16 protein-coding genes are annotated in these 17890 nt (G+C 70.2%); 10 read left to right on the top strand and 6 right to left on the bottom strand.

Annotated elements, in window-relative coordinates:
- The first annotated feature begins 30 nt into the window (after nt 1-30).
- The 7 genes from ACNPQM_RS31820 (at nt 31) to ACNPQM_RS31850 (ending at nt 7459) form a co-directional block, all read left to right on the top strand.
- Complete coding sequence (locus ACNPQM_RS31820; RefSeq protein WP_418086674.1) at nt 31-1287, top strand: extracellular solute-binding protein; 1257 nt, start codon at nt 31-33, stop codon at nt 1285-1287.
- Between the two features lie 321 nt (nt 1288-1608).
- Entirely contained in the window at nt 1609-2514 is a 906-nt protein-coding gene (locus tag ACNPQM_RS31825) for a carbohydrate ABC transporter permease (RefSeq protein ID WP_266988015.1), read from the top strand.
- 2 nt (nt 2515-2516) lie between these two features.
- Nucleotides 2517-3467: a carbohydrate ABC transporter permease gene (locus ACNPQM_RS31830; RefSeq protein ID WP_418086675.1), complete on the top strand. Its 951-nt coding sequence runs from the start codon at nt 2517-2519 to the stop codon at nt 3465-3467.
- Between the two features lie 6 nt (nt 3468-3473).
- Nucleotides 3474-4502: an NAD-dependent epimerase/dehydratase family protein gene (locus ACNPQM_RS31835; protein WP_418086676.1), complete on the top strand. Its 1029-nt coding sequence runs from the start codon at nt 3474-3476 to the stop codon at nt 4500-4502.
- An 8-nt stretch (nt 4503-4510) separates the two neighbouring features.
- Nucleotides 4511-5572: a dihydrodipicolinate synthase family protein gene (locus ACNPQM_RS31840; RefSeq protein ID WP_358861702.1), complete on the top strand. Its 1062-nt coding sequence runs from the start codon at nt 4511-4513 to the stop codon at nt 5570-5572.
- On the top strand, nt 5556-6569 hold the full coding sequence (locus ACNPQM_RS31845) for a hydroxyacid dehydrogenase (protein WP_418086677.1): 1014 nt from the start codon (nt 5556-5558) through the stop codon (nt 6567-6569). The genes ACNPQM_RS31840 and ACNPQM_RS31845 overlap by 17 nt, the downstream gene beginning before the upstream one ends.
- A 41-nt stretch (nt 6570-6610) precedes the next feature.
- Complete coding sequence (locus ACNPQM_RS31850; RefSeq protein WP_418086678.1) at nt 6611-7459, top strand: fumarylacetoacetate hydrolase family protein; 849 nt, start codon at nt 6611-6613, stop codon at nt 7457-7459.
- A 6-nt stretch (nt 7460-7465) separates the two neighbouring features.
- Here ACNPQM_RS31850 and ACNPQM_RS31855 read toward each other — a convergent pair whose 3' ends face one another.
- Both ACNPQM_RS31855 and ACNPQM_RS31860 read right to left on the bottom strand, forming a co-directional pair.
- Entirely contained in the window at nt 7466-9172 is a 1707-nt protein-coding gene (locus ACNPQM_RS31855; protein WP_358861699.1) for a flavin monoamine oxidase family protein, read from the bottom strand.
- A gap of 49 nt (nt 9173-9221) precedes the next feature.
- Nucleotides 9222-10019: a carbon-nitrogen hydrolase family protein gene (locus tag ACNPQM_RS31860; RefSeq protein WP_358861698.1), complete on the bottom strand. Its 798-nt coding sequence runs from the start codon at nt 10017-10019 to the stop codon at nt 9222-9224.
- A gap of 306 nt (nt 10020-10325) precedes the next feature.
- Between ACNPQM_RS31860 and ACNPQM_RS31865 the strand changes: the two genes are divergently transcribed.
- Nucleotides 10326-10895 carry a Repetin gene (locus ACNPQM_RS31865; protein WP_358861697.1) on the top strand — a complete coding sequence of 190 codons (570 nt, stop codon included), beginning with the start codon at nt 10326-10328 and terminating at the stop codon, nt 10893-10895.
- A gap of 15 nt (nt 10896-10910) precedes the next feature.
- On the opposite strand, the gene ACNPQM_RS31870 is transcribed toward ACNPQM_RS31865, so the two are convergent.
- The gene (locus ACNPQM_RS31870; protein WP_266987999.1) at nt 10911-11366 is read right to left on the bottom strand and encodes an Lrp/AsnC family transcriptional regulator; all 456 of its coding nucleotides are present in this window, start codon (nt 11364-11366) and stop codon (nt 10911-10913) included.
- A 155-nt stretch (nt 11367-11521) separates the two neighbouring features.
- On the opposite strand from ACNPQM_RS31870, the gene ACNPQM_RS31875 reads away from it, so the two are divergent.
- A complete protein-coding gene (locus tag ACNPQM_RS31875) occupies nt 11522-12538 on the top strand; it encodes a GDSL-type esterase/lipase family protein (RefSeq protein ID WP_418086679.1) in 1017 nt (338 codons plus the stop codon).
- A gap of 366 nt (nt 12539-12904) precedes the next feature.
- Here ACNPQM_RS31875 and ACNPQM_RS31880 read toward each other — a convergent pair whose 3' ends face one another.
- The gene (locus ACNPQM_RS31880) at nt 12905-14371 is read right to left on the bottom strand and encodes a GuaB1 family IMP dehydrogenase-related protein (protein WP_418086680.1); all 1467 of its coding nucleotides are present in this window, start codon (nt 14369-14371) and stop codon (nt 12905-12907) included.
- 331 nt (nt 14372-14702) lie between these two features.
- Here ACNPQM_RS31880 and ACNPQM_RS31885 point away from each other — a divergent pair, with 331 nt between their 5' ends.
- Entirely contained in the window at nt 14703-15758 is a 1056-nt protein-coding gene (locus ACNPQM_RS31885; protein ID WP_358861694.1) for a terpene synthase family protein, read from the top strand.
- A gap of 132 nt (nt 15759-15890) precedes the next feature.
- On the opposite strand, the gene ACNPQM_RS31890 is transcribed toward ACNPQM_RS31885, so the two are convergent.
- A complete protein-coding gene (locus tag ACNPQM_RS31890; protein WP_358861707.1) occupies nt 15891-16907 on the bottom strand; it encodes a sugar-binding transcriptional regulator in 1017 nt (338 codons plus the stop codon).
- Nucleotides 16908-17083: 176 nt separating this feature from the next.
- Nucleotides 17084-17767: a ribulose-phosphate 3-epimerase gene (gene rpe, locus ACNPQM_RS31895; protein ID WP_418086681.1), complete on the bottom strand. Its 684-nt coding sequence runs from the start codon at nt 17765-17767 to the stop codon at nt 17084-17086.
- Between the last annotated feature and the right edge of the window lie 123 nt (nt 17768-17890).

The raw sequence follows: 17890 nt of genomic DNA on the forward strand, positions 1-17890 counted from the left end.
CCCACCCTCACGTCCTCGGAGGACCACCTCATGTCCCGTCTTCTCACCCGCCGTTCCAGAGTCCGTGCCGTGGCCGCCCCCGTCCTGGCAACCGCGCTCGCCGCCGGTGTGCTGGCCGGCTGTTCCGGCAGCGGCAGCGACGGCAGCACCGTCACCATGTGGACCTACCCGGTCATCTTCGACGAGGCCAAGAACAAGGCGTACTGGGACGGCCTGGTCAAGGCGTTCGAGAAGAAGCACTCCGGCGTAACGGTGAAGGTGGAGACCTTCCCGTGGGCCAACCGCGACACCGCGCTGGCCACGGCGATCGCCTCCGGCAAGGGCCCGGACGCGGTCTACCTGATCCCGGACCAGCTGCCGAAGTACGCCAAGAGCATCGTCCCGGCCGACGACTACATGCCGGCCGACGCCAAGTCGGACTACACGGACTTCGCGCTGAAGTCCGTCACGGTCGACGGCAAGGCGCTCGCCAGCCCGATCCTGACCAGCGCCAACCCGCTGATCTGCGACAAGCGGGTGTTCGCCGCGATCGGCGAGAAGACCTACCCGACGAGCTGGGCGGACCTGGAGGCGCTGGCGCCGAAGCTCAAGAAGAAGGGCTACTACGCCACCAGCTACAGCGGCGACACCCAGCAGACGCTGAACATGACGTTCTACCCGCTGCTGTGGCAGGCGGGCGGCGACGTCTTCTCCGAGGACGGCAGGACGGTCACCTTCAACGACGCCGCCGGGGTCAAGGCCCTGACGTACCTGAAGAAGCTCGTCGACGGCGGCTACACCGACAAGGACCTGGTCACGACCACGCCGAAGCTCGAGCAGACACCGGTCGCCAAGGGCAAGGTGGCGTGCACCTGGCAGAACACCCCGGCGGACGTCGAACCGTTCTGGGGCAAGGAGAACATCGTCGTCCAGCCGCCGCTGAAGGAGGCCGAGTCGATCGGTTACGGCACCGTGGGCGCACTGTCCATGCTGAAGGGCGCCGACAAGAAGAACACCGGGGACTGGCTGAACTTCGTCGCCGAGTCGCAGAACGCGGCCGGTCTGCAGAAGACCGCGGGCTACTTCCCGGCCCGCAAGTCCGGCGGCGACCTGTACCCGGACGACGCGCTCCAGACGGCGGTCGGTGCGACTCTGCCGAGCATGACCGTGGGTCCGCTGCACGACAAGGCCCGCGAGGTCCAGGGCGTGCTCGCGCCGGAGATCCAGGCGGCGCTGCTGGGCAAGAAGAGCCCGCAGGAGGCGCTGAACGCGGCGCAGAAGGCGGCGCAGGGAATGCTCGGCCGCTGAGCCATGACGGGCGGGGGCCGACCGGCGCCCGCCCGTCACCACGGGGCGCGGCGCGCTCCGCACCGAAGCCCCGCCGGGAGTCCGGAGCCACGAACCCGGACCCCCGGCGGACACCCCCGCACCGCCGGCGCGGGCCCGCAGGGCTCACCCGGCACCTCGTACACCACCCGGCACCGCACTCAGCCGGACCCCGTCCGGGACCCGGGCCTACACCCCGCACCACCGGTACGGTTCCGCGCCACCTCGCGCGGAACACCCGCGCAGCCCCCCGCAGGGGCCTCGCACCCACCGCAATTCCTCTCGTCCCGCAAGGAGATCCCCGTGGCAGTCGTCGCGGAACCCACCCGCCGGGGCCGCCGCAGCGGGCCGCAGGCGCGCCGCGAGGCCCGGATCGGCCTGCTCTTCGTCCTTCCGTGTTTCCTGCTGTTCCTCGCCTTCCGGTTCGGTCCCGGCGTGGCCGGTGTGCTGATGAGCTTCACCGACTACTCCCTGACCGGCGGCGGCAGCTTCATCGGGCTCGACAACTTCACCCGCCTCTGGGACGACCCGCTGTTCTGGCAGGCGCTGAAGGTCACCGTCCTCTACACCGTCCTCGCCGTGCCCGGCACGCTCATCGCGTCCGTGTCCCTGGCGCTGATCACCCGCCGTGCCTTCCGCGGCGCCAGGTTCTTCCGTTCGGTGTTCTTCCTGCCGGTCGTCACCTCGCTGGTGCTGGCCGCGACCGTCTTCGTCTGGATCTTCTCGACCGGCGGCCCGTGGTCGACCCTGATGGGCTGGTTCGGGATGTCCGAGGGCTCCTGGCTCTCCGACGACGTCCTCGTTCTGCCCGCGCTCGCGATCGTCGGCGTCTGGTCCCGCTTCGGTTACGGGATGCTGATCCTCCTCGCCCGGATGCAGGACATCCCCCGGGAACTGGAGGAAGCCGCGCTCACCGACGGCGCGGGCCCCTGGCAGCGCTTCCGGTACATCGTGCTGCCGCAGCTCAAACCTGCTCTGTTCTTCCTCGCCGTGATCGAGACGACGGCCTCGTTCCAGGTGTTCGACGCCGTCTACACCATGACGGGCGGCGGGCCCGCCAACGCCAGCTACACGCTCGTCTTCCAGCTCTACGACGCGGGCTTCAAGTACTTCGACCTGGGTTACGCCTCCGCCATCGGCGTCGCACTGTTCGTGCTGACGGTGGTGGTCGCCGTGATCCAGCGGCTCGTGATCGGGAAGGACCAGTGACCATGACCGCAACACCCGTGGAGACCGAGAAGAAGGCGCCCGCACCCCCGGAGCCCGCCGGACCCGACCGGGCCGCCCGCCGCGCCGAACGCAAGCTGCGCAAACTGTCCGAGCAGGACACCGTCCCGCACGGCATGCGCGCCACCCCGGCCGGCCGGATCGCCCGCGGTTTGCTGCTGACGGCGGCCGCGATCGTGACGATCTTCCCCTTCTACGCGATGGTCGTGCTCTCCCTGAAGCCGTCCGCGGCGGTCGAGTTCCCCGGCAGCCTGCTGCCCTGGCCGCTGACCGGCGAGGCGTACGACACCGTCATGAACGCCCAGGACGTGCCGCGCTGGCTGGTCAACACCCTGGTCTACTCCGTCGTCTCGGTCGTCGGCGTGCTGCTGCTCGCCTCGCTCGCCGGGTACGCCTTCGCCAAGAAGCGGTTCCCCGGCCGGGAGACCATGTTCTGGTCGTTCCTGTCGATGGTGATGGTCCCCTACCACGTCACGATGATCCCGACCTTCGCGATGATCGCGAAGCTCGGCGGAGTCGACACGTACTGGGGTCTGATCGTGCCGACCCTGGCCAACGCCCAGGCGGTCTTCCTCATGCGGCAGTTCATCCAGGGACTGCCCGACGAACTCTTCGAGGCTGCCCGCCTCGACGGCTGCAACGAGTGGCAGATCTTCCACCGCATCGTGCTGCCGCTGCTGAAGCCGATCCTTGCCACGCTCGGCGTGTTCGTCTTCCTGTGGCACTGGAACGACTTCCTCTGGCCGCTCGTCATCGGCCAGTCCACCGATATGCGCACCCTCACCGTCGGCATCGCCTCGCTCCAGCAGCAGAACGTGCCGCTCAATGTGGTGCTCTCCGGCTCCGTCATCGCGTTCGTGCCCATCTTCGCCGCGTACATGGTGGGCCAGCGCTACTTCACCGAGGGCGTCACCGCGTCCGGAATCAAGGGATAGCCACGCATGTTCACCGATGAGGCCGCTCTCGAAGAGCGGCTCGCCACCCCCTCCCCCGCGCTCGTCGCCGACCTCGGCCGCCTCGAAGGCGACCTGCTGGTCCTCGGCGCGGGCGGCAAGATGGGCCCCAGTCTGTGCCGGCTGGCCCGGAGTGCACTGGACGCCGCCGGACGTACGGACACCACGGTGTACGCCGTGTCCCGCTGGTCGGACACGTCCGCCGCCGAGGAACTCGAGGGAGCAGGGGTCCGTACCGTCGCCTTCGATCTGATGGACCCGGCCGCCGATCTGGCGGAGCTGCCCGACGCCGGGAACGTCGTCTTCATGGTCGGCGCCAAGTTCGGTTCGGCCGGGGCGCCTTCGCACGCCTGGGCGGTGAACGCCGCCATGCCGGACCGGGTGGCGCGCCGCTGGTCCGACTCGCGGATCGCGGCCTTCTCCACCGGCAATGTGTACCCGCTGGTGCCCGTCTCCTCCGGCGGCTGCACCGAGACCGACCCGGTCGGGCCGGTCGGCGAGTACGCCATGTCCTGCCTGGGCCGTGAGCGGATCTTCGACCACGCCGCGCTGACCCGCGGCACGCCGGTCGCCACCATCCGCCTCAACTACGCGGTGGACCTGCGGTACGGCGTTCTCGCCGACATCGCGTCCCGCGTGCAGGCGGGCGAGCCCGTGAATGTGACGACCGGTCATGCGAACGTGGTGTGGCAGGGGTACGCCAACGAGGTCGCGTTGCGCTCGCTACTGCACGCCACCGACGGCCGGGCGTTCACCCTCAACCTCACCGGCCCCGAGACCGCCTCGGTGCGCCGGATCGCCGAGTGGTTCGGCACCGAATTCGGCCGGGAGCCGGTGTTCGAGGGCGAGGAAGCACCGACGGCGCTGCTCTCCGACGCCAGCCGCTGTCATGCTCTCTTCGGCTACCCGGACGTCACCCTGCGCACGCTCGTCGAGTGGCAGGCCGACTGGCTGCGCCGCGGGCTGCCGCTGTCCGGCAAGCCCACCAAATTCCAGGTCCGTGACGGAAGGTTCTGATCCACTCCATGTCCACTACCTCCACCGCGGCCACGGCCACGCCCTCCCTCGACGCGCTCGCCCGGGGGGCGGTGATCCCCGCCCACCCGCTCGCACTGCACGCCGACGGTACGTTCGACGAGCGGCGTCAGCGTGCGCTGACCCGCTACTACCTGGCGTCCGGTGCCGGCGGTGTCGCCGTCGCCGTGCACACCACCCAGTTCGAGATCCGGGAGCCGGAGGTCGGTCTCCTGCGGCCGGTGCTCGAACTCGCCGCCGAGACCATCGATGCCGAGGCGGGCCGCCCGTTCATCAAGGTCGCCGGCGCCTGCGGCTACACCGCGCAGGCCGTCGCCGAGGCCGAGACCGCCGCCGCACTCGGCTATGACGCCGTGCTGCTCAGCCCGGCCGTGCCGGGCGCCGACGAGAAGGGTCTGCTGGAGCGGGCCCGCGCGGTCGGCGAGGTGCTGCCCGTGATCGGCTTCTACCTCCAGGAGGCCGTCGGCGGGCGCTATCTCTCCCCGGCGTTCTGGTCGGCCTTCACCGATCTGCCGTCCACGGTCGCCGTGAAGGTCGCTCCGTTCGACCGGTACCGCACCGCGGATGTCGTGCGGGCGGTGGCCGCCGCCGACCGCGCCGACGAGGTGGCGCTCTACACCGGCAACGACGACGACATCATCGGTGACCTGCTCACCCCGTACGAGACGGCGAACGGCACGCGGCGCTGGTTCGCGGGCGGGCTCCTCGGCCAGTGGGCCGTATGGACCAGTTCAGCCGCCACCCTCCTCGACGACGTCCGCGCGGCCCGCGCCGGCGACCACGCGGCGACGGTACGCTGCCTGGCCCGCCGCTCCGAGCTGACGGACGCCAACAGCGCGGTCTTCGATGTCCGCGGCGCGTTCCGCGGCTGCATCGCAGGCGTGCACGAAGTGCTGCGCCGACAGGGCCTGTTGGCGAACATCCGGTGCCTGGACCCGGCCGAGACGCTCTCCCCCGGGCAGGCGGACGAGATCACCCGGGTGGCCGCGGCCTACCCCTGGCTGACCGATGACGCCTTCATTGCGGAGCACCTCGATGCCTGGCTCTCCTGACCGCCCCCGGGTCGTCGTCGCCGTACCGCCCCGGCTGCGCGCCCAGTTCTTCACCGGCGCGGTCTGGCAGGAGCTGGCACGGGCGGCGGAGCTGACCGTCCTCGACGAGCACTCCGGCCGGGCGGCAGTGGCAGCGGCGCTGCCCGGCGCCCGCGCGCTGATCCTCTCCTGGGGCGCCCCCCAGGTCGACGCCGAACTCCTGTCCGCGGCCGACCGGTTGGAGTTGGTGGCGCACACCGGCTCGGCCGTCGCCCCGTACGTCACCGAAGAGGTGTTCCGGCGCGGGATCCGTGTCACCCAGGCCGGGGACGAGATGGCCCGGCCGGTCGCCGAGGTCGCACTCGCCTTCACCCTGTCGCTGCTCCACCGCATCCAGCGCTTCGACCACGCGCTGCAGGGCGGCGCCGAGTGGGCAGCGGCGAGCGAGGCCCCGCCCCGCCACGAGATCCACGGCAGCGACATCGGGGTGATCGGCGCGTCCCGTACCGGACGGGCGTACATCGCAATGGTGCAGGCGATGGGCGCGCGGGTCTCCGTCACCGACCCGTTCCTGTCCGAGGCGGATGCCAGCGCGCTCGGCGTGGAGTCCGTCCCTCTGGACACACTCCTGTCGCGCAGCCGGATCGTGGCCGTGCACGCGCCGGTGACGGAGGAGACCCGTCGGATGATCGGCGCCGGACAGCTGGCACTCATGCCGGACGGGGCGGGCCTGGTGAACACGGCCAGGTCATGGCTGGTCGACGAGGACGCGCTGCTCGCCGAACTTCGGTCGGGCCGGCTCGATGCGGCGATCGATGTGTTCGACGCCGAGCCGCTGCCGTCGGACCACCCGTTCCGCGCCCTGCCGAATGTGCTGCTGACCCCGCATCAGGCAGCGGGCAGTGTCGAGTGCCGGCAGCGGCTCGGTGCCAGTGCGGTCGGCGAGGTGCTGCGGCTGCTGGCCGGGCAGCCCCCGGCCCATGCGGTCACCGTCGGCGCCCTGACCCGCCTGCACTGATCCATCGCGTCGTTCCCTTCACCCCTCAGGAGAGTTCACCCATGCGACTGATGCGCATCGGCGAGCCGGGCCATGAGCGTCCGGTCCTCGTCCGCCCAGAAGGCCGCCACTACGACCTGTCGGACGTCACCGACGACATCGACGGCGTGTTCCTCGCCGCGCTCACCGAGAAACCGACCCTGATCCCCGCCGAGCCGAAGCTCCCGGAGACCGACATCACCGGCCGGCGGATCGGCGCGCCCGTCGCCCGTCCGCACGCGCTGCTCTGCATCGGCCAGAACTACGCGGCCCATGCCGCGGAGTCCGGGGCCGAGCCGCCCGAGCAGCCGATCCTCTTCTACAAGTCGCCGAACACGATCGTCGGCCCGTACGACGACGTCCTCATCCCGCGCGGCTCGAAGAAGACCGACTGGGAGGTGGAGCTGGCCGTCGTCATCGGCCGCCGCGCCGCCTACCTCGACTCGCCGGCCGACGCCGCCTCATACATCGCCGGTTACGCCGTCAGCAACGACGTCTCGGAGCGCGCCTTCCAGCTGGAGGAGTCGGGTGGCCAGTGGTCCAAGGGCAAGAGCTGCGCCACGTTCAACCCGCTGGGCCCGGTGCTGGTGACGGCCGACGAGGTCGGCGACCCACAGCAGTTGCGGCTGCGCAGTTACGTCAACGGGGAGCTGCGGCAGGACTCCGGCACCGCGGACATGATCTTCAGCGTGGCGCATCTGGTGCACCATCTGTCGCAGTATCTGGTGCTGGAGCCCGGGGACATCATCAACACCGGTACGCCGCAGGGCGTGGCGCTGTCCGGTCGCTTCCCGTACCTGGGACCGGGCGATGTGATGGAGGTCGAGATCTCCGGCCTGGGCCGGCAGCGCAGCGTCTGCCGGCCCGCGTAACGCCGCTCAGTCCTCCGGGAGTTCGACCGGGGCGATGTCGTCGAAGACATCGCCGGGGCCGGGGTTCGTCGCGTCCGTGGCACCGCCGAAGTGGTTCATCACACCCCATACGGCGTTGAGCGCGGTCTGCACGGCGCCCTCGGCCCACCCGGCCGTCCAGGAGATGTCGTCGCCCGCGAGGAAGATTCCCCGCTTGTCGGCGGGCAGCCGGTCCTGCATGAAGTGGGTGAACAGCCGCCGCTGGTAGCGGTAGTGGCCCGGCAGGTTGGCCTTGAACGCGCCCATGAAATAGGGCTCGTTCTCCCAGGAGACCGTCACCGGGTTGCCGATGATGTGCTTCCTGATGTCGACGTTCGGGTAGATCTCGCCGAGCGACTTCAGCATCACTTCCATGCGCTCGTTCGGGGAGAGCGGCAGCCATTTCAGACTGTCGTCGCACCAGGTGTACGAGAGGCAGATGACGGCCGGCTTGTCGGGCCCGTCGTCGAGAAGGTACGTGCCCCGGGTCATCCGGTCGGTGAGCGTCATCGACATGGTGTCGCGTCCGGTGGGAACCCCCCTGCCGTCGACGGCCTTGTCCAGCCAGAACGGCCGGTCGACGGGCACGAACAGCTTCGACGACTCCATGTAGTGGGTCCGCTCCATCGCCGTCCAGTGGTCGATGGGGAACAGCTCGTCGTCACAGGCGATCTTGGAGAGCAGCAGCCAGGACTGCCCCGTGAAGATCGCCGCCCGGAAGGTGCGGATGTCGCCGGTCGCGTCGGTGACGGTGATCCGGTTCCCGGCGGTGCGGTGCAGCCGGGTCACGGCGGGACGGGGTTCCCCATCGTGCAGCGAGGACAGCGAGGTACCGAGCGGCCAGTGCACGATCTTCTGCGGCTCACGGTCCCAGAGCCGCAGCGGGAGCTGCTGGCTGCCGCCGACGATGCCGCGGTGATGATCGTCGGCCTCGGTGTAGACGACCCGCAGGATCTCCAGGATGGAGTTGGGGAAGTCGGTGTCCCAGCCGCCGGTGCCGAACCCGACCTGGCCGAAGATCTCGCGGTGCCGGAACGACTTGAAGGCGTCGGAGGCGCAGAGGAAGCCGTAGAAGGTCTGGTTGTCGAGCTTCTCGACGAGCTTCGCCCAGATCTCCCGGATCCGCGGGACGTCGCGCTCGCGCATCGCACGGTTCATGTCGGAGAAGTCGGCGCCCTCCTCAAGACACGCGTTCCAGGCGTCCATCACGTCGCGGTAGACCTGCGGCAGGTCGTCGATCGTCTCCGCGTAGTGCGATTCGCCCTTGAGGTCGACGACGGTCGACGGGGTGGCCGACGCGAGCGGGTTCGGGAACGGGCTGGTCTCCAGGCCCACCAGGTCGATGTAGTGCTGCAGCGCCGTGGACGACGGCGGGAAGCGCATCGCGCCCATCTCCGCGGTCAGTGAGGGGTCGCACCCGTCGAAGCCGACGGTACGCAGCCGGCCGCCTATCCGGTCCGCCTCGTAGACGACGGGCTTGAGGCCCATCTTCATCAGCTCGTATGCCGCCACGATGCCGGAGAGCCCGCCGCCGATGACCGCCACCTCGGCGCCGTGCTCGGTCGCCGGTATCTGCCCGAGCCCCGCGGGGTGCGCCAGGAAGTCGTCGTACGCGTAGGGGAAGTCCGGACCGAACATGGTGATCGGCGGCTGCGCGTCGGTGTGCTGAACGGCGTTGGGCACCGTGGACGTCATGGGGTAGGGACTCCTTACGAGGGCAGCGGAAGAGCAGGGCGCCTTGGGCTCAGACGAGGGAGCCGTACAGACCGGGGCGGCGGTCGCGCAGATACGGGTTGCCGGCGCGGGACGCAGTCAGGAACTCCGGGTCGACCTCGCCGACCACGAGCTCCTCGCCACGTCCGGCGCGGGTGCGGACCGTGCCGTCGGGGCCGGCCAGACAGCTCAGCCCGACGAACTCGAACTCGCCTTCCGGACCGGTCCTGTTGACGTACGCGACATACATCTGGCTCTCGAAGGCGCGGACCGGCACGAGGGACTCGGGGACGAACTGGAAGGGGTGCATCTGCGCGGTCGGCACCAGCAGCAGGTCGGTGGCGGCGAGGGCGTGCGCCCGTACGTTCTCCGGGAACTCGACGTCGTAACAGATCATGATCCCGATGCGTACACCGTCCAGTTCGGCCTGGACGACGGTCTGCTCGCCGGGGGTGAACCACTGCTGCTCGAAGGAGCCGAAGAGGTGGGTCTTGCGGTAGTTGGCGAGCCGGGTGCCGTCGGGGCCGATCAGCTGCGCGGAGTTGAAGATCAGCTCGTCCGCGCGCTCCGGGTACCCGTAGAGGACCGCGAGCCCGTGCCGTGCGGCGATGGAGGCGACGGTCTGCGCGGAGGCGCCGTCGGCGGGCTCGGCCAGCAGGGGTACGTCGTCGCCGATGGCATACCCGGTCAGGAACAGCTCGGGACAGACGAGCAGCCGCGCCCCGGCGGCTGCCGCGCGCTCTGCCGCCTCGTCGAGGGTCTTGATGTTCTCGGCCACCGAGCCCGGACGTCCGGAGCTCTGGAGCAGGGCGGTGCGCAACGGCGGCATGGCTGACCTCGGGCAGTGCGGGCGGGGCGGGGACGTATAGACGGTACGGGCCGGTAATCCGGCTGGACAAGGCGCGAGCGTTGCGCGCCGACCGTCGATCCATTGCGCAATGTGCCGGTCCGGCGGCGATTCGTTGCGTGGAGCATCTGGGCAGGTCAGAGGGGTGATATCGGTCTCGCGTCGGAGCGGGTCCCCGCCGCGCGGCGGAGAGCGGACGGGGACCCTGGCGCGATGTGCGGCGGCGGTCCCGCCGGAAGAGTGGGAGCCGTCCGAGCGACTCCCGCTCCGTTCCACGGAAGGCCTGTCATGACCCGCATCGCGCACACCCGCACCCGGCTCGCCGCGATCGCAGCTGCGCTGCTGATCACCGCGAGCGCCGCCGGCTCGGCAGCGGCGCTCGGCGACTCCGCCCCCGGATCTGCGAGGGAGCAACGGGAAGCGGCCGCCCTGACCGGCACGGCGAAGCTGTACCGCCCGGCCGGGGACGACATCACCTTCACCTTCGACGCCCACCTCGCCGCGAAGGACAACATGCACCCGGATCGGGCGTACGGTACCTTCCGCTTCCGCCACGTCTTCCCGAACGGCACGTCCGGCTGGGCCGAGGGCTCGGTGGACTGCCTGCTGACCGGCGGCAAGGTGGCCGTGGTCACCGGCGTCATCACGGCGACCGACATCGGCATCAAGGGCAGGCGGGTCGGCATGTCGGTCCACGACCTGGGCAGGCACGACCGGCTGGGGTACAGCTGGGTGAACCCGGAGGCGGAGGACCACCTGCCCCCTTGCGTGTCCTCGGCCCCGTTCGAGAAGGTCGAGGCGGGCAGCGGCGACTTCACGGTGCTGCCCTGGCACCCGGAGTACGAGCAGAAGAGCTGAGGCCCGCCCGCAGGATCAGCCCGGCGTCCCCGAGGAGTACCGCCGCAGCAGCGGCGACAGCACCAGCACGGACTTGGTTCGCTCCACATAGGGCTCGCCCGCGATCCGCTCCAGCACCTGTTCGAAATGGCGCATGTCGGCGGCGAAGACCTGGACGATCGCGTCGGCCTCCCCGGTGACCGTGGAGGCCGAGGCGATCTCGGGGTAGCGCGCCAGACCGCTTTTGATCGCTTCCGGGGAGGTGTTGCGGCTGCAGTAGATCTCGATGAAACCCTCGGTCTCCCAGCCGAGCGCCGCCGGATCCACCCGCACGGTGAATCCGGTGATGGCCCCCTCCGCCCGCAACCGGTCGACCCGGCGTTTCACCGCGGGCGCGGACAGGCCGATGATCGCGCCGATGTCGGCGTAGGAGCGGCGGGCGTCCTCGGCGAGGGCGTGGACGATGCGTTCGTCGAGATCGTTCAGTCGCACTTCAGGTGGATCACTTCTCTGCGATGGCCGTTCGGGGCGTCGGCAGCACGGTGCCGCAACCGAAGTAGAACACGTGGTGGTGGGCGGGGCCGTACGGACGTCGGCCCGGTGCAACGGGGTAGGGGTGGAGTGCACACCCGGCGAATGGAGCTCCGATGACCTGGCTCGACCCCGGCCCCTTCCTGCGAGGTGTCGCCTGGCGGGACGGCGCGCGCCCGGTCCGGGCCGACCCGGCCGATCTGGCGCGGCTGCCGTGGGACACCACGGAGCGGGCACTGCTGCCGACCGGGATCCGGCTGGAGTTCCTGGCACCGGGAGCGCGTGCGGTGGAGATCCGCTACCGCGCCCCGGGCCGGGGCGCGGCGGACGGCCAAGCCGGGCTCTTCGCACTGTGGCAGGGCGGGCGGTGTGTCGCCGAGATCCTCGTTGCGCCCGCCGAGGAGGCCGTCACCGTGATCGGGCTCCCGCCGGGGGAAGGCCCGTTCACCGTTCATCCACCGGAGACGCTGGGCCCGGCGATCCTGGGTCTGCGGGCGGTGGGCGGTGCGCTGCTGCCCGCCCCCGTACGGCCGCGGTGGGTCGTCCACGGGGACTCGATCACCGAGGGCTGGTGGTCGACGCGCCCAGCCCACGCCTGGCCCGCCGTGGCGGGCCGCGCGCTGGGCCTCGACCCGGTCAACCTCGGGTACGCAGGTTCGGCGCGCGGGGAGTTGTGCGTCGCCGAGCAGATGGCCGGGCTCCCGGCCGACGTACTGACGCTGGCCTTCGGCACGAACTGCTGGTCGTCGGTACCCTTCTCGGCGCCGCTGCTGTACGAGACGGTGCGCGCCTTCGTCGCCCTGGTGCGCGCGGGCCACCCGGGGACGCCGATCCTGCTGGTCTCGCCGCTGCTGCGCCCGGACGCGGAGGACACCCCGAACGCCCTCGGAGCCACACTGTCCGAGCTGCGGACGGCGCTGGAGCGGGCCGGCGCGAGCCTCGTCCGGGCGGGGGACGCCCGGCTGTCAGTGCTGCCGGGACGGGATGTCCTGGGCCCGGAACACCTGGTGGACGGCCTCCACCCGGACGACAGAGGCCACGCCCTGCTGGCGGCGGCGGTCGCAGATGCCCTCACCCCGCACATACCCGTGGCAACGGAGAACGCCCGGGCCGCACCGGACGCCCCGGGCTGATCCGCGAAGATCGACAGGACAGGGCCCAGGGCGTGTTTCGAAAGCAGCGTCGTGCGCCCGTAGGGCGGGCCGAGCTGCGTCCGGTGCGTGCGACCGTCAGGCGGAGGATCGCCCCGATACCGGTCGTATCAGGGCGAGCCCGACAGCGCAGCGAGCGCGCGTACCAGGCTCCGCCCGGCAGACGGGACTTTCGAAATTCGCCCCGGTGCCCCTCCCGGCAAGCTTTGCCCCGTCGCGTCGTCCAGCACGCCCGCTCGCCGCGTTGGCCAAAAGTCCTGATAGCTCGGCTACAAGGACTTCCGCCCGCCTTGCGATCGCACGCGCTGGACGACGCTCCTCACGGGGCGAACATTGCCGGTCACGGCACTAGCTCCAGCTGGCGTGGAGCGGCTTGCCCTCGGCGTAACCGGCGGCGCTCTGCACACCGACGACCGCCTTCTCGGCGAACTCTTCCAGGGAGGCCGCACCGGCGTACGTGAAGGAGGAGCGGACGCCCGCGATGATCGAGTCGATCAGGTCCTCGACGCCGGGACGGGCCGGGTCCAGGAACATCCGCGAGGTGGAGATGCCCTCTTCGAAGAGCGCCTTCCGGGCCCGGTCGTACGCGGACTCGTCCGACGTACGGTTCTTCACGGCGCGCGCGGACGCCATGCCGAAGGACTCCTTGTAGTACCGGCCGTCGGCGGCCTGCTGGAGGTCGCCCGGCGACTCGTGCGTACCGGCGAACCAGGAGCCGATCATCACGTTGGACGCGCCCGCGGCGAGTGCCATGGCGACATCGCGCGGGTGGCGGACGCCGCCGTCCGCCCAGACGTGCTTGCCGTGCTTCTTCGCCTCGGCGGCGCACTCCAGCACTGCGGAGAACTGCGGCCGTCCGACACCGGTCATCATCCGCGTGGTGCACATGGCACCGGGGCCGACCCCGACCTTGATGATGTCCGCGCCGGCCTCGATGAGGTCGCGCACGCCCTCGGCGGCGACGACGTTGCCCGCGACGATCGGCACCTGCGGGTCGAGCGCCCGGACCGCGCGGACCGCGCTGATCATGGACTCCTGGTGGCCGTGGGCGGTGTCGACGACGAGCGTGTCGACGCCCGCGTCGAGGAGCTGCTTGGCCTTGCCCGCGACATCGCCGTTGATCCCGACGGCGGCGGCGACCCGCAGCCTGCCGTCGGCGTCGGTGGCCGGGGTGTAGAGCGTGGCGCGAAGCGCCGCCTTGCGGGTGAGGATGCCGACGAGCCGGCCGTCCGCGTCGACCGCGGGGGCAAGCTTGCGGTTGGCGCCGTCGAGCTTGTTGAACGCGTCGCGCGGGTCGATGTCCGCGTCGAGCACCACGAGGTCCTTGGACATGACCACGGAGAGCTGGGTGAAGCGGTCGACGCCGGTCAGGTCGTGGTCGGTGACGACGCCGATGGGCCGCTGCTCCTCGTCGACGACGACGCCCGCGCCGTGGGCGCGCTTCGGGAGCAGGGACAGGGCGTCGGCGACCGTCTGGCCCGGGGCGAGCACGATCGGCGTGTCGAGCACGAGGTGGCGCGTCTTCACCCAGGAGATGACGTCGGTAACGACGTCGATCGGGATGTCCTGCGGAATGACGACCAGACCGCCTCGGCGGGCGATCGTTTCGGCCATCCGGCGGCCCGCGATCGCCGTCATGTTGGCGACGACGAGCGGAATGGTGGTGCCGGTGCCGTCCGGCGAGGAGAGGTCGACCCCGTGGCGGGAACCGACCGCTGAACGGCCCGGAACCATGAAGACATCGTCGTACGTGAGGTCGTACGGGACCGCGGGGGACTGTGTGTAGCGACCGGTGCCGGGTTCAAGAAAACGCATGACACTCATATTTTCACGCGAAACGGCGCAGGTCGCTGCCCTGAAGACACAGCAGATGACCCCCGCGTTCGTACGTTCCTCCAAGACCGACCGGCACATGGGGGGAGAAGGAGCGAGTGCGGGAGCCCCGGGCACGTGGAACCTGCCTTGTGCGGGGACCCTACCCGCATGGCATACGAACCATTCACGATCATCTTTCCTGGACCTGATAACAAAGGGTCAGGTAATTTCAAACGCGCAGGTCCCGCGGGTCACAACTGCGCCCCGGGGAACAGGCGGAACGGCCCCAACTTCCGTCATACGTACGACCGGAGAGGATCCAGGCCCGCCCGTGGAGAACGAACTGCCGGAAATCTACTGCCCGTTCCCGCAGCGGACGAATCCGCACGTCGCGCACACCCGCGAACACCTCGACAACTGGACGCGCAACACCGGTCTGGTGCAGCGCGATTCAGCCAGGGAGCGCTTCAAGCAAGCCGACTTCGGCACCTTCGTCGGCATGGTGCACCCGACCGCGAACGAGCACGATCTCGACCTCGTCGCCGACTGGTTCGTGTGGCTGTTCCTCGTCGACGACCAGCTCGACGACGGCCATCTCGGCCGCAACCCGGAGCGGGTGCGGGACGTGGTCGCCCTGATGCGCAGCGTGGTCGAGGGCACCGGTACCGGCCCGCTGCCGGACGAGGACCTCCCGGCCGCCGTGGTCGCCCTGGCCGACCTGTGGAAACGTACGACGCCCAACGCGGCGGCGCACTGGCTCCGGCGCTTCACCTGGCACCTGGTCACCTACCTCACCACGGCCACCACCTGGGAGGCGGGGAACCGGGCGAACGGTGTCGTGCCGTCCGAGGAGACCTACATCGCCAAGCGGCGGCACACCGGCGCGATACACGTCTGCATGGACCTGATCGAGATCGTGGCCGGCATCGAGGCGCCCGAGTCGATCCACAACGACCCCCGGTTCATCGTCGCCGTGGAAACCTCGTGCAACGTCGTGTGCTGGGCCAACGACGTGTACTCGTACGAGAAGGAACAGGTGCTCGGCGAGATCCACAACCTCGTCCATCTGGTACGGCACCACCGCGGTTACGGAAAACAGCAGGCGCTCGAACACGTCTGCGCGGAGATCGCCACCGAGACCGAGCGCTTCCTGGCAGCCGAGGCCGAACTGCTCATGGCCTATCCCCAGCTGTCCGGGGTGCTTCTCCCGTACTTGGACGGGATGCGTAGCTGGATGCGCGGCAATCTGGACTGGACACGGCAGACGCCCCGCTACAACCCGGCCGACGTCAGCCAGTACAAGGAGCCGGATCAGTACCTGGAGGCGACGGTCCTGGGCATCGGAGCGGAACCCGCCGACTGCGGGGCCGAGGGGCGCGTCGGCTGAGGACCACGCAGAAAAGAGCAGACAGTACGGAGAAAGCCGGGTGCGCGTGCCGCACCCGGCTTTCCTCCTGACCGTTCGTCCTCGCAGAGGTGCGTACGGGGCCCCTCGACGCCGCCTCCTGTGCCGGCCGGTCTAAGCGCCGTCCGGGTCGGCGCGCTCCAGCGCGGGCCGCTGCGGCGCCGCCGACTCCGTCAGCAGATAGTCGGCAGCGGCCGTGTCCGTCACCAGGCTGGTGACCAGACCGGACCGCAGGACCGCCCCGATCGCCGCCGCCTTGCGCTGGCCGCCCGCGATCGCCACCACCTCCGGGATCCGGCGCAGCCGGTCCGCCTCGACCGTGATGCACCGCTCCCCCAGGTCGCGGCCGACCCGGCGCCCCTGCGTGTCGAAGAGGTGGGCGGACATCTCGGCGGCGACGCCGAGCGACGCGTAGTGCGCCCGCTCCTCGTCCGTGAGCATGTCATGGACGGTGGAGATACCCGGCTCCCACGAGCCGATGGAGACCGCAGCAACCGTCACCTTGTCGAAGTATTCGAAGGCACGGGCGATGCCGGTCTGGTGACGCAGCGCGGCGGCGGTGGCCGGGTCGGGCAGCAGCATCGGCGCATAAATCGGGTGGGCCTCGCCGCCGGAAACCTGGGCGGCCCTGCGGACCGCCTCGACCGAGCCGCGCTCGGCCGTTCCCGCGTCGTACACGCCGGTCAGCTGGACGACGGTGCACGGTGGCAGCCGGTCGAGGGCCGCCGCCATGTGAATGGTGGACCGGCCCCAGGCCAGGCCCAGCACATCACCCTCGTTCACCAGTTCGCCCAGAAGGTCGGCCGCGACCTCGCCCAGATTCTCCGGGTCCGGGGCGTCGTCCTCCTCCTCTGCCGGCGATTCGACGACGACCGCGTGCCGCAGCCCGTAGCGGGCCCGCAGCGCGTCGGAGCGCTCCGCATCCAGCTCTGCGGGGACCCGGATCTCGATCCGTACGAGGTCACGCTCAAGGGCCGTCTCCAGGACCCGGGCCACCTTGAAGCGGCTGACGCCGAACTCTTCGGCGATCTGGATCTTCGACTTCCCCTCAAGGTAGAAGCGACGGGCCATGGCCGCCGCCTGCACCAGCTCCGCGGGCCCCATCCGCAGGGCGGACCTGCCCGCCGACATTGCAGACACCGCGATCTCCTCACTGCTGTTCACACGCTCGATACGCCGTTCATCCTGTCAGATACGGCAATCCTTGATCGGTCCCGTCGGACCGCGTTCATCTGCACGTGGCCGAGCCGACCGACAATCGGGGGCCGGAGCCGGTGCCTCCGTCACTGCCGACGTCCCCGTCGGCCTCAGTGGTTGCACGCCCAGGGCGCCGAAGCGATCGTCCCGTCCGCCTTGGTACGCAGGGCGCGTACCGCCTCGGCCGGGTCATTGGCCCCGTACACCGCCGATCCGGCGACGAAGACGTCCGCACCGGCCTCGGCGCACCGCTCGATGGTGGATTCCGAGACGCCACCGTCGACCTGCAGCCACAGCTCCAGACCGTGCTTGGAGATCAGCTCACGGGTGCGGCGGATCTTCGGCAGCATGATGTCGAGGAAGGCCTGGCCGCCGAAACCCGGCTCCACCGTCATGATCAGCAGCATGTCGAGCTCGGGGAGCAGGTCCTCGTACGGCTCGATGGGCGTCGCCGGCTTGAGCGCCATCGAGGCGCGGGCACCCTTGGCCCGGATCTCCCGCGCCAGCCGTACGGGCGCTGCCGCGGCCTCCACGTGGAAGGTGACGGAACCGGCACCCGCCTCGACGTACTGCGGCGCCCAGCGGTCCGGGTCCTCGATCATCAGATGGCAGTCCAGCGGTGTCTCCGTGGCCCGGCTGAGCGATTCAACGATCGGCACGCCGAGGGTCAGGTTGGGCACGAAGTGGTTGTCCATCACGTCGACGTGGAGCCAGTCGGCGCCGTCGACGGCCGTCGCCTCCTCGGCGAGCCGGGCGAAGTCGGCGGACAGGATGCTCGGGTTGATCTGGGCCATGTGCCAAGCCTGCCACGTTCCGCGACACTTCCCTGCCTCGGTGCGCCCCAAAGCCTCACGGGATCATTACAGTTCGCGCAATCCCGGCGATTCGACCCGCGCCGAGGGCCTGGAAGGTCGCCG

The organism is Streptomyces sp. NPDC056231 (genome assembly GCF_048270745.1).
GTDB lineage: Bacteria > Actinomycetota > Actinomycetes > Streptomycetales > Streptomycetaceae > Streptomyces.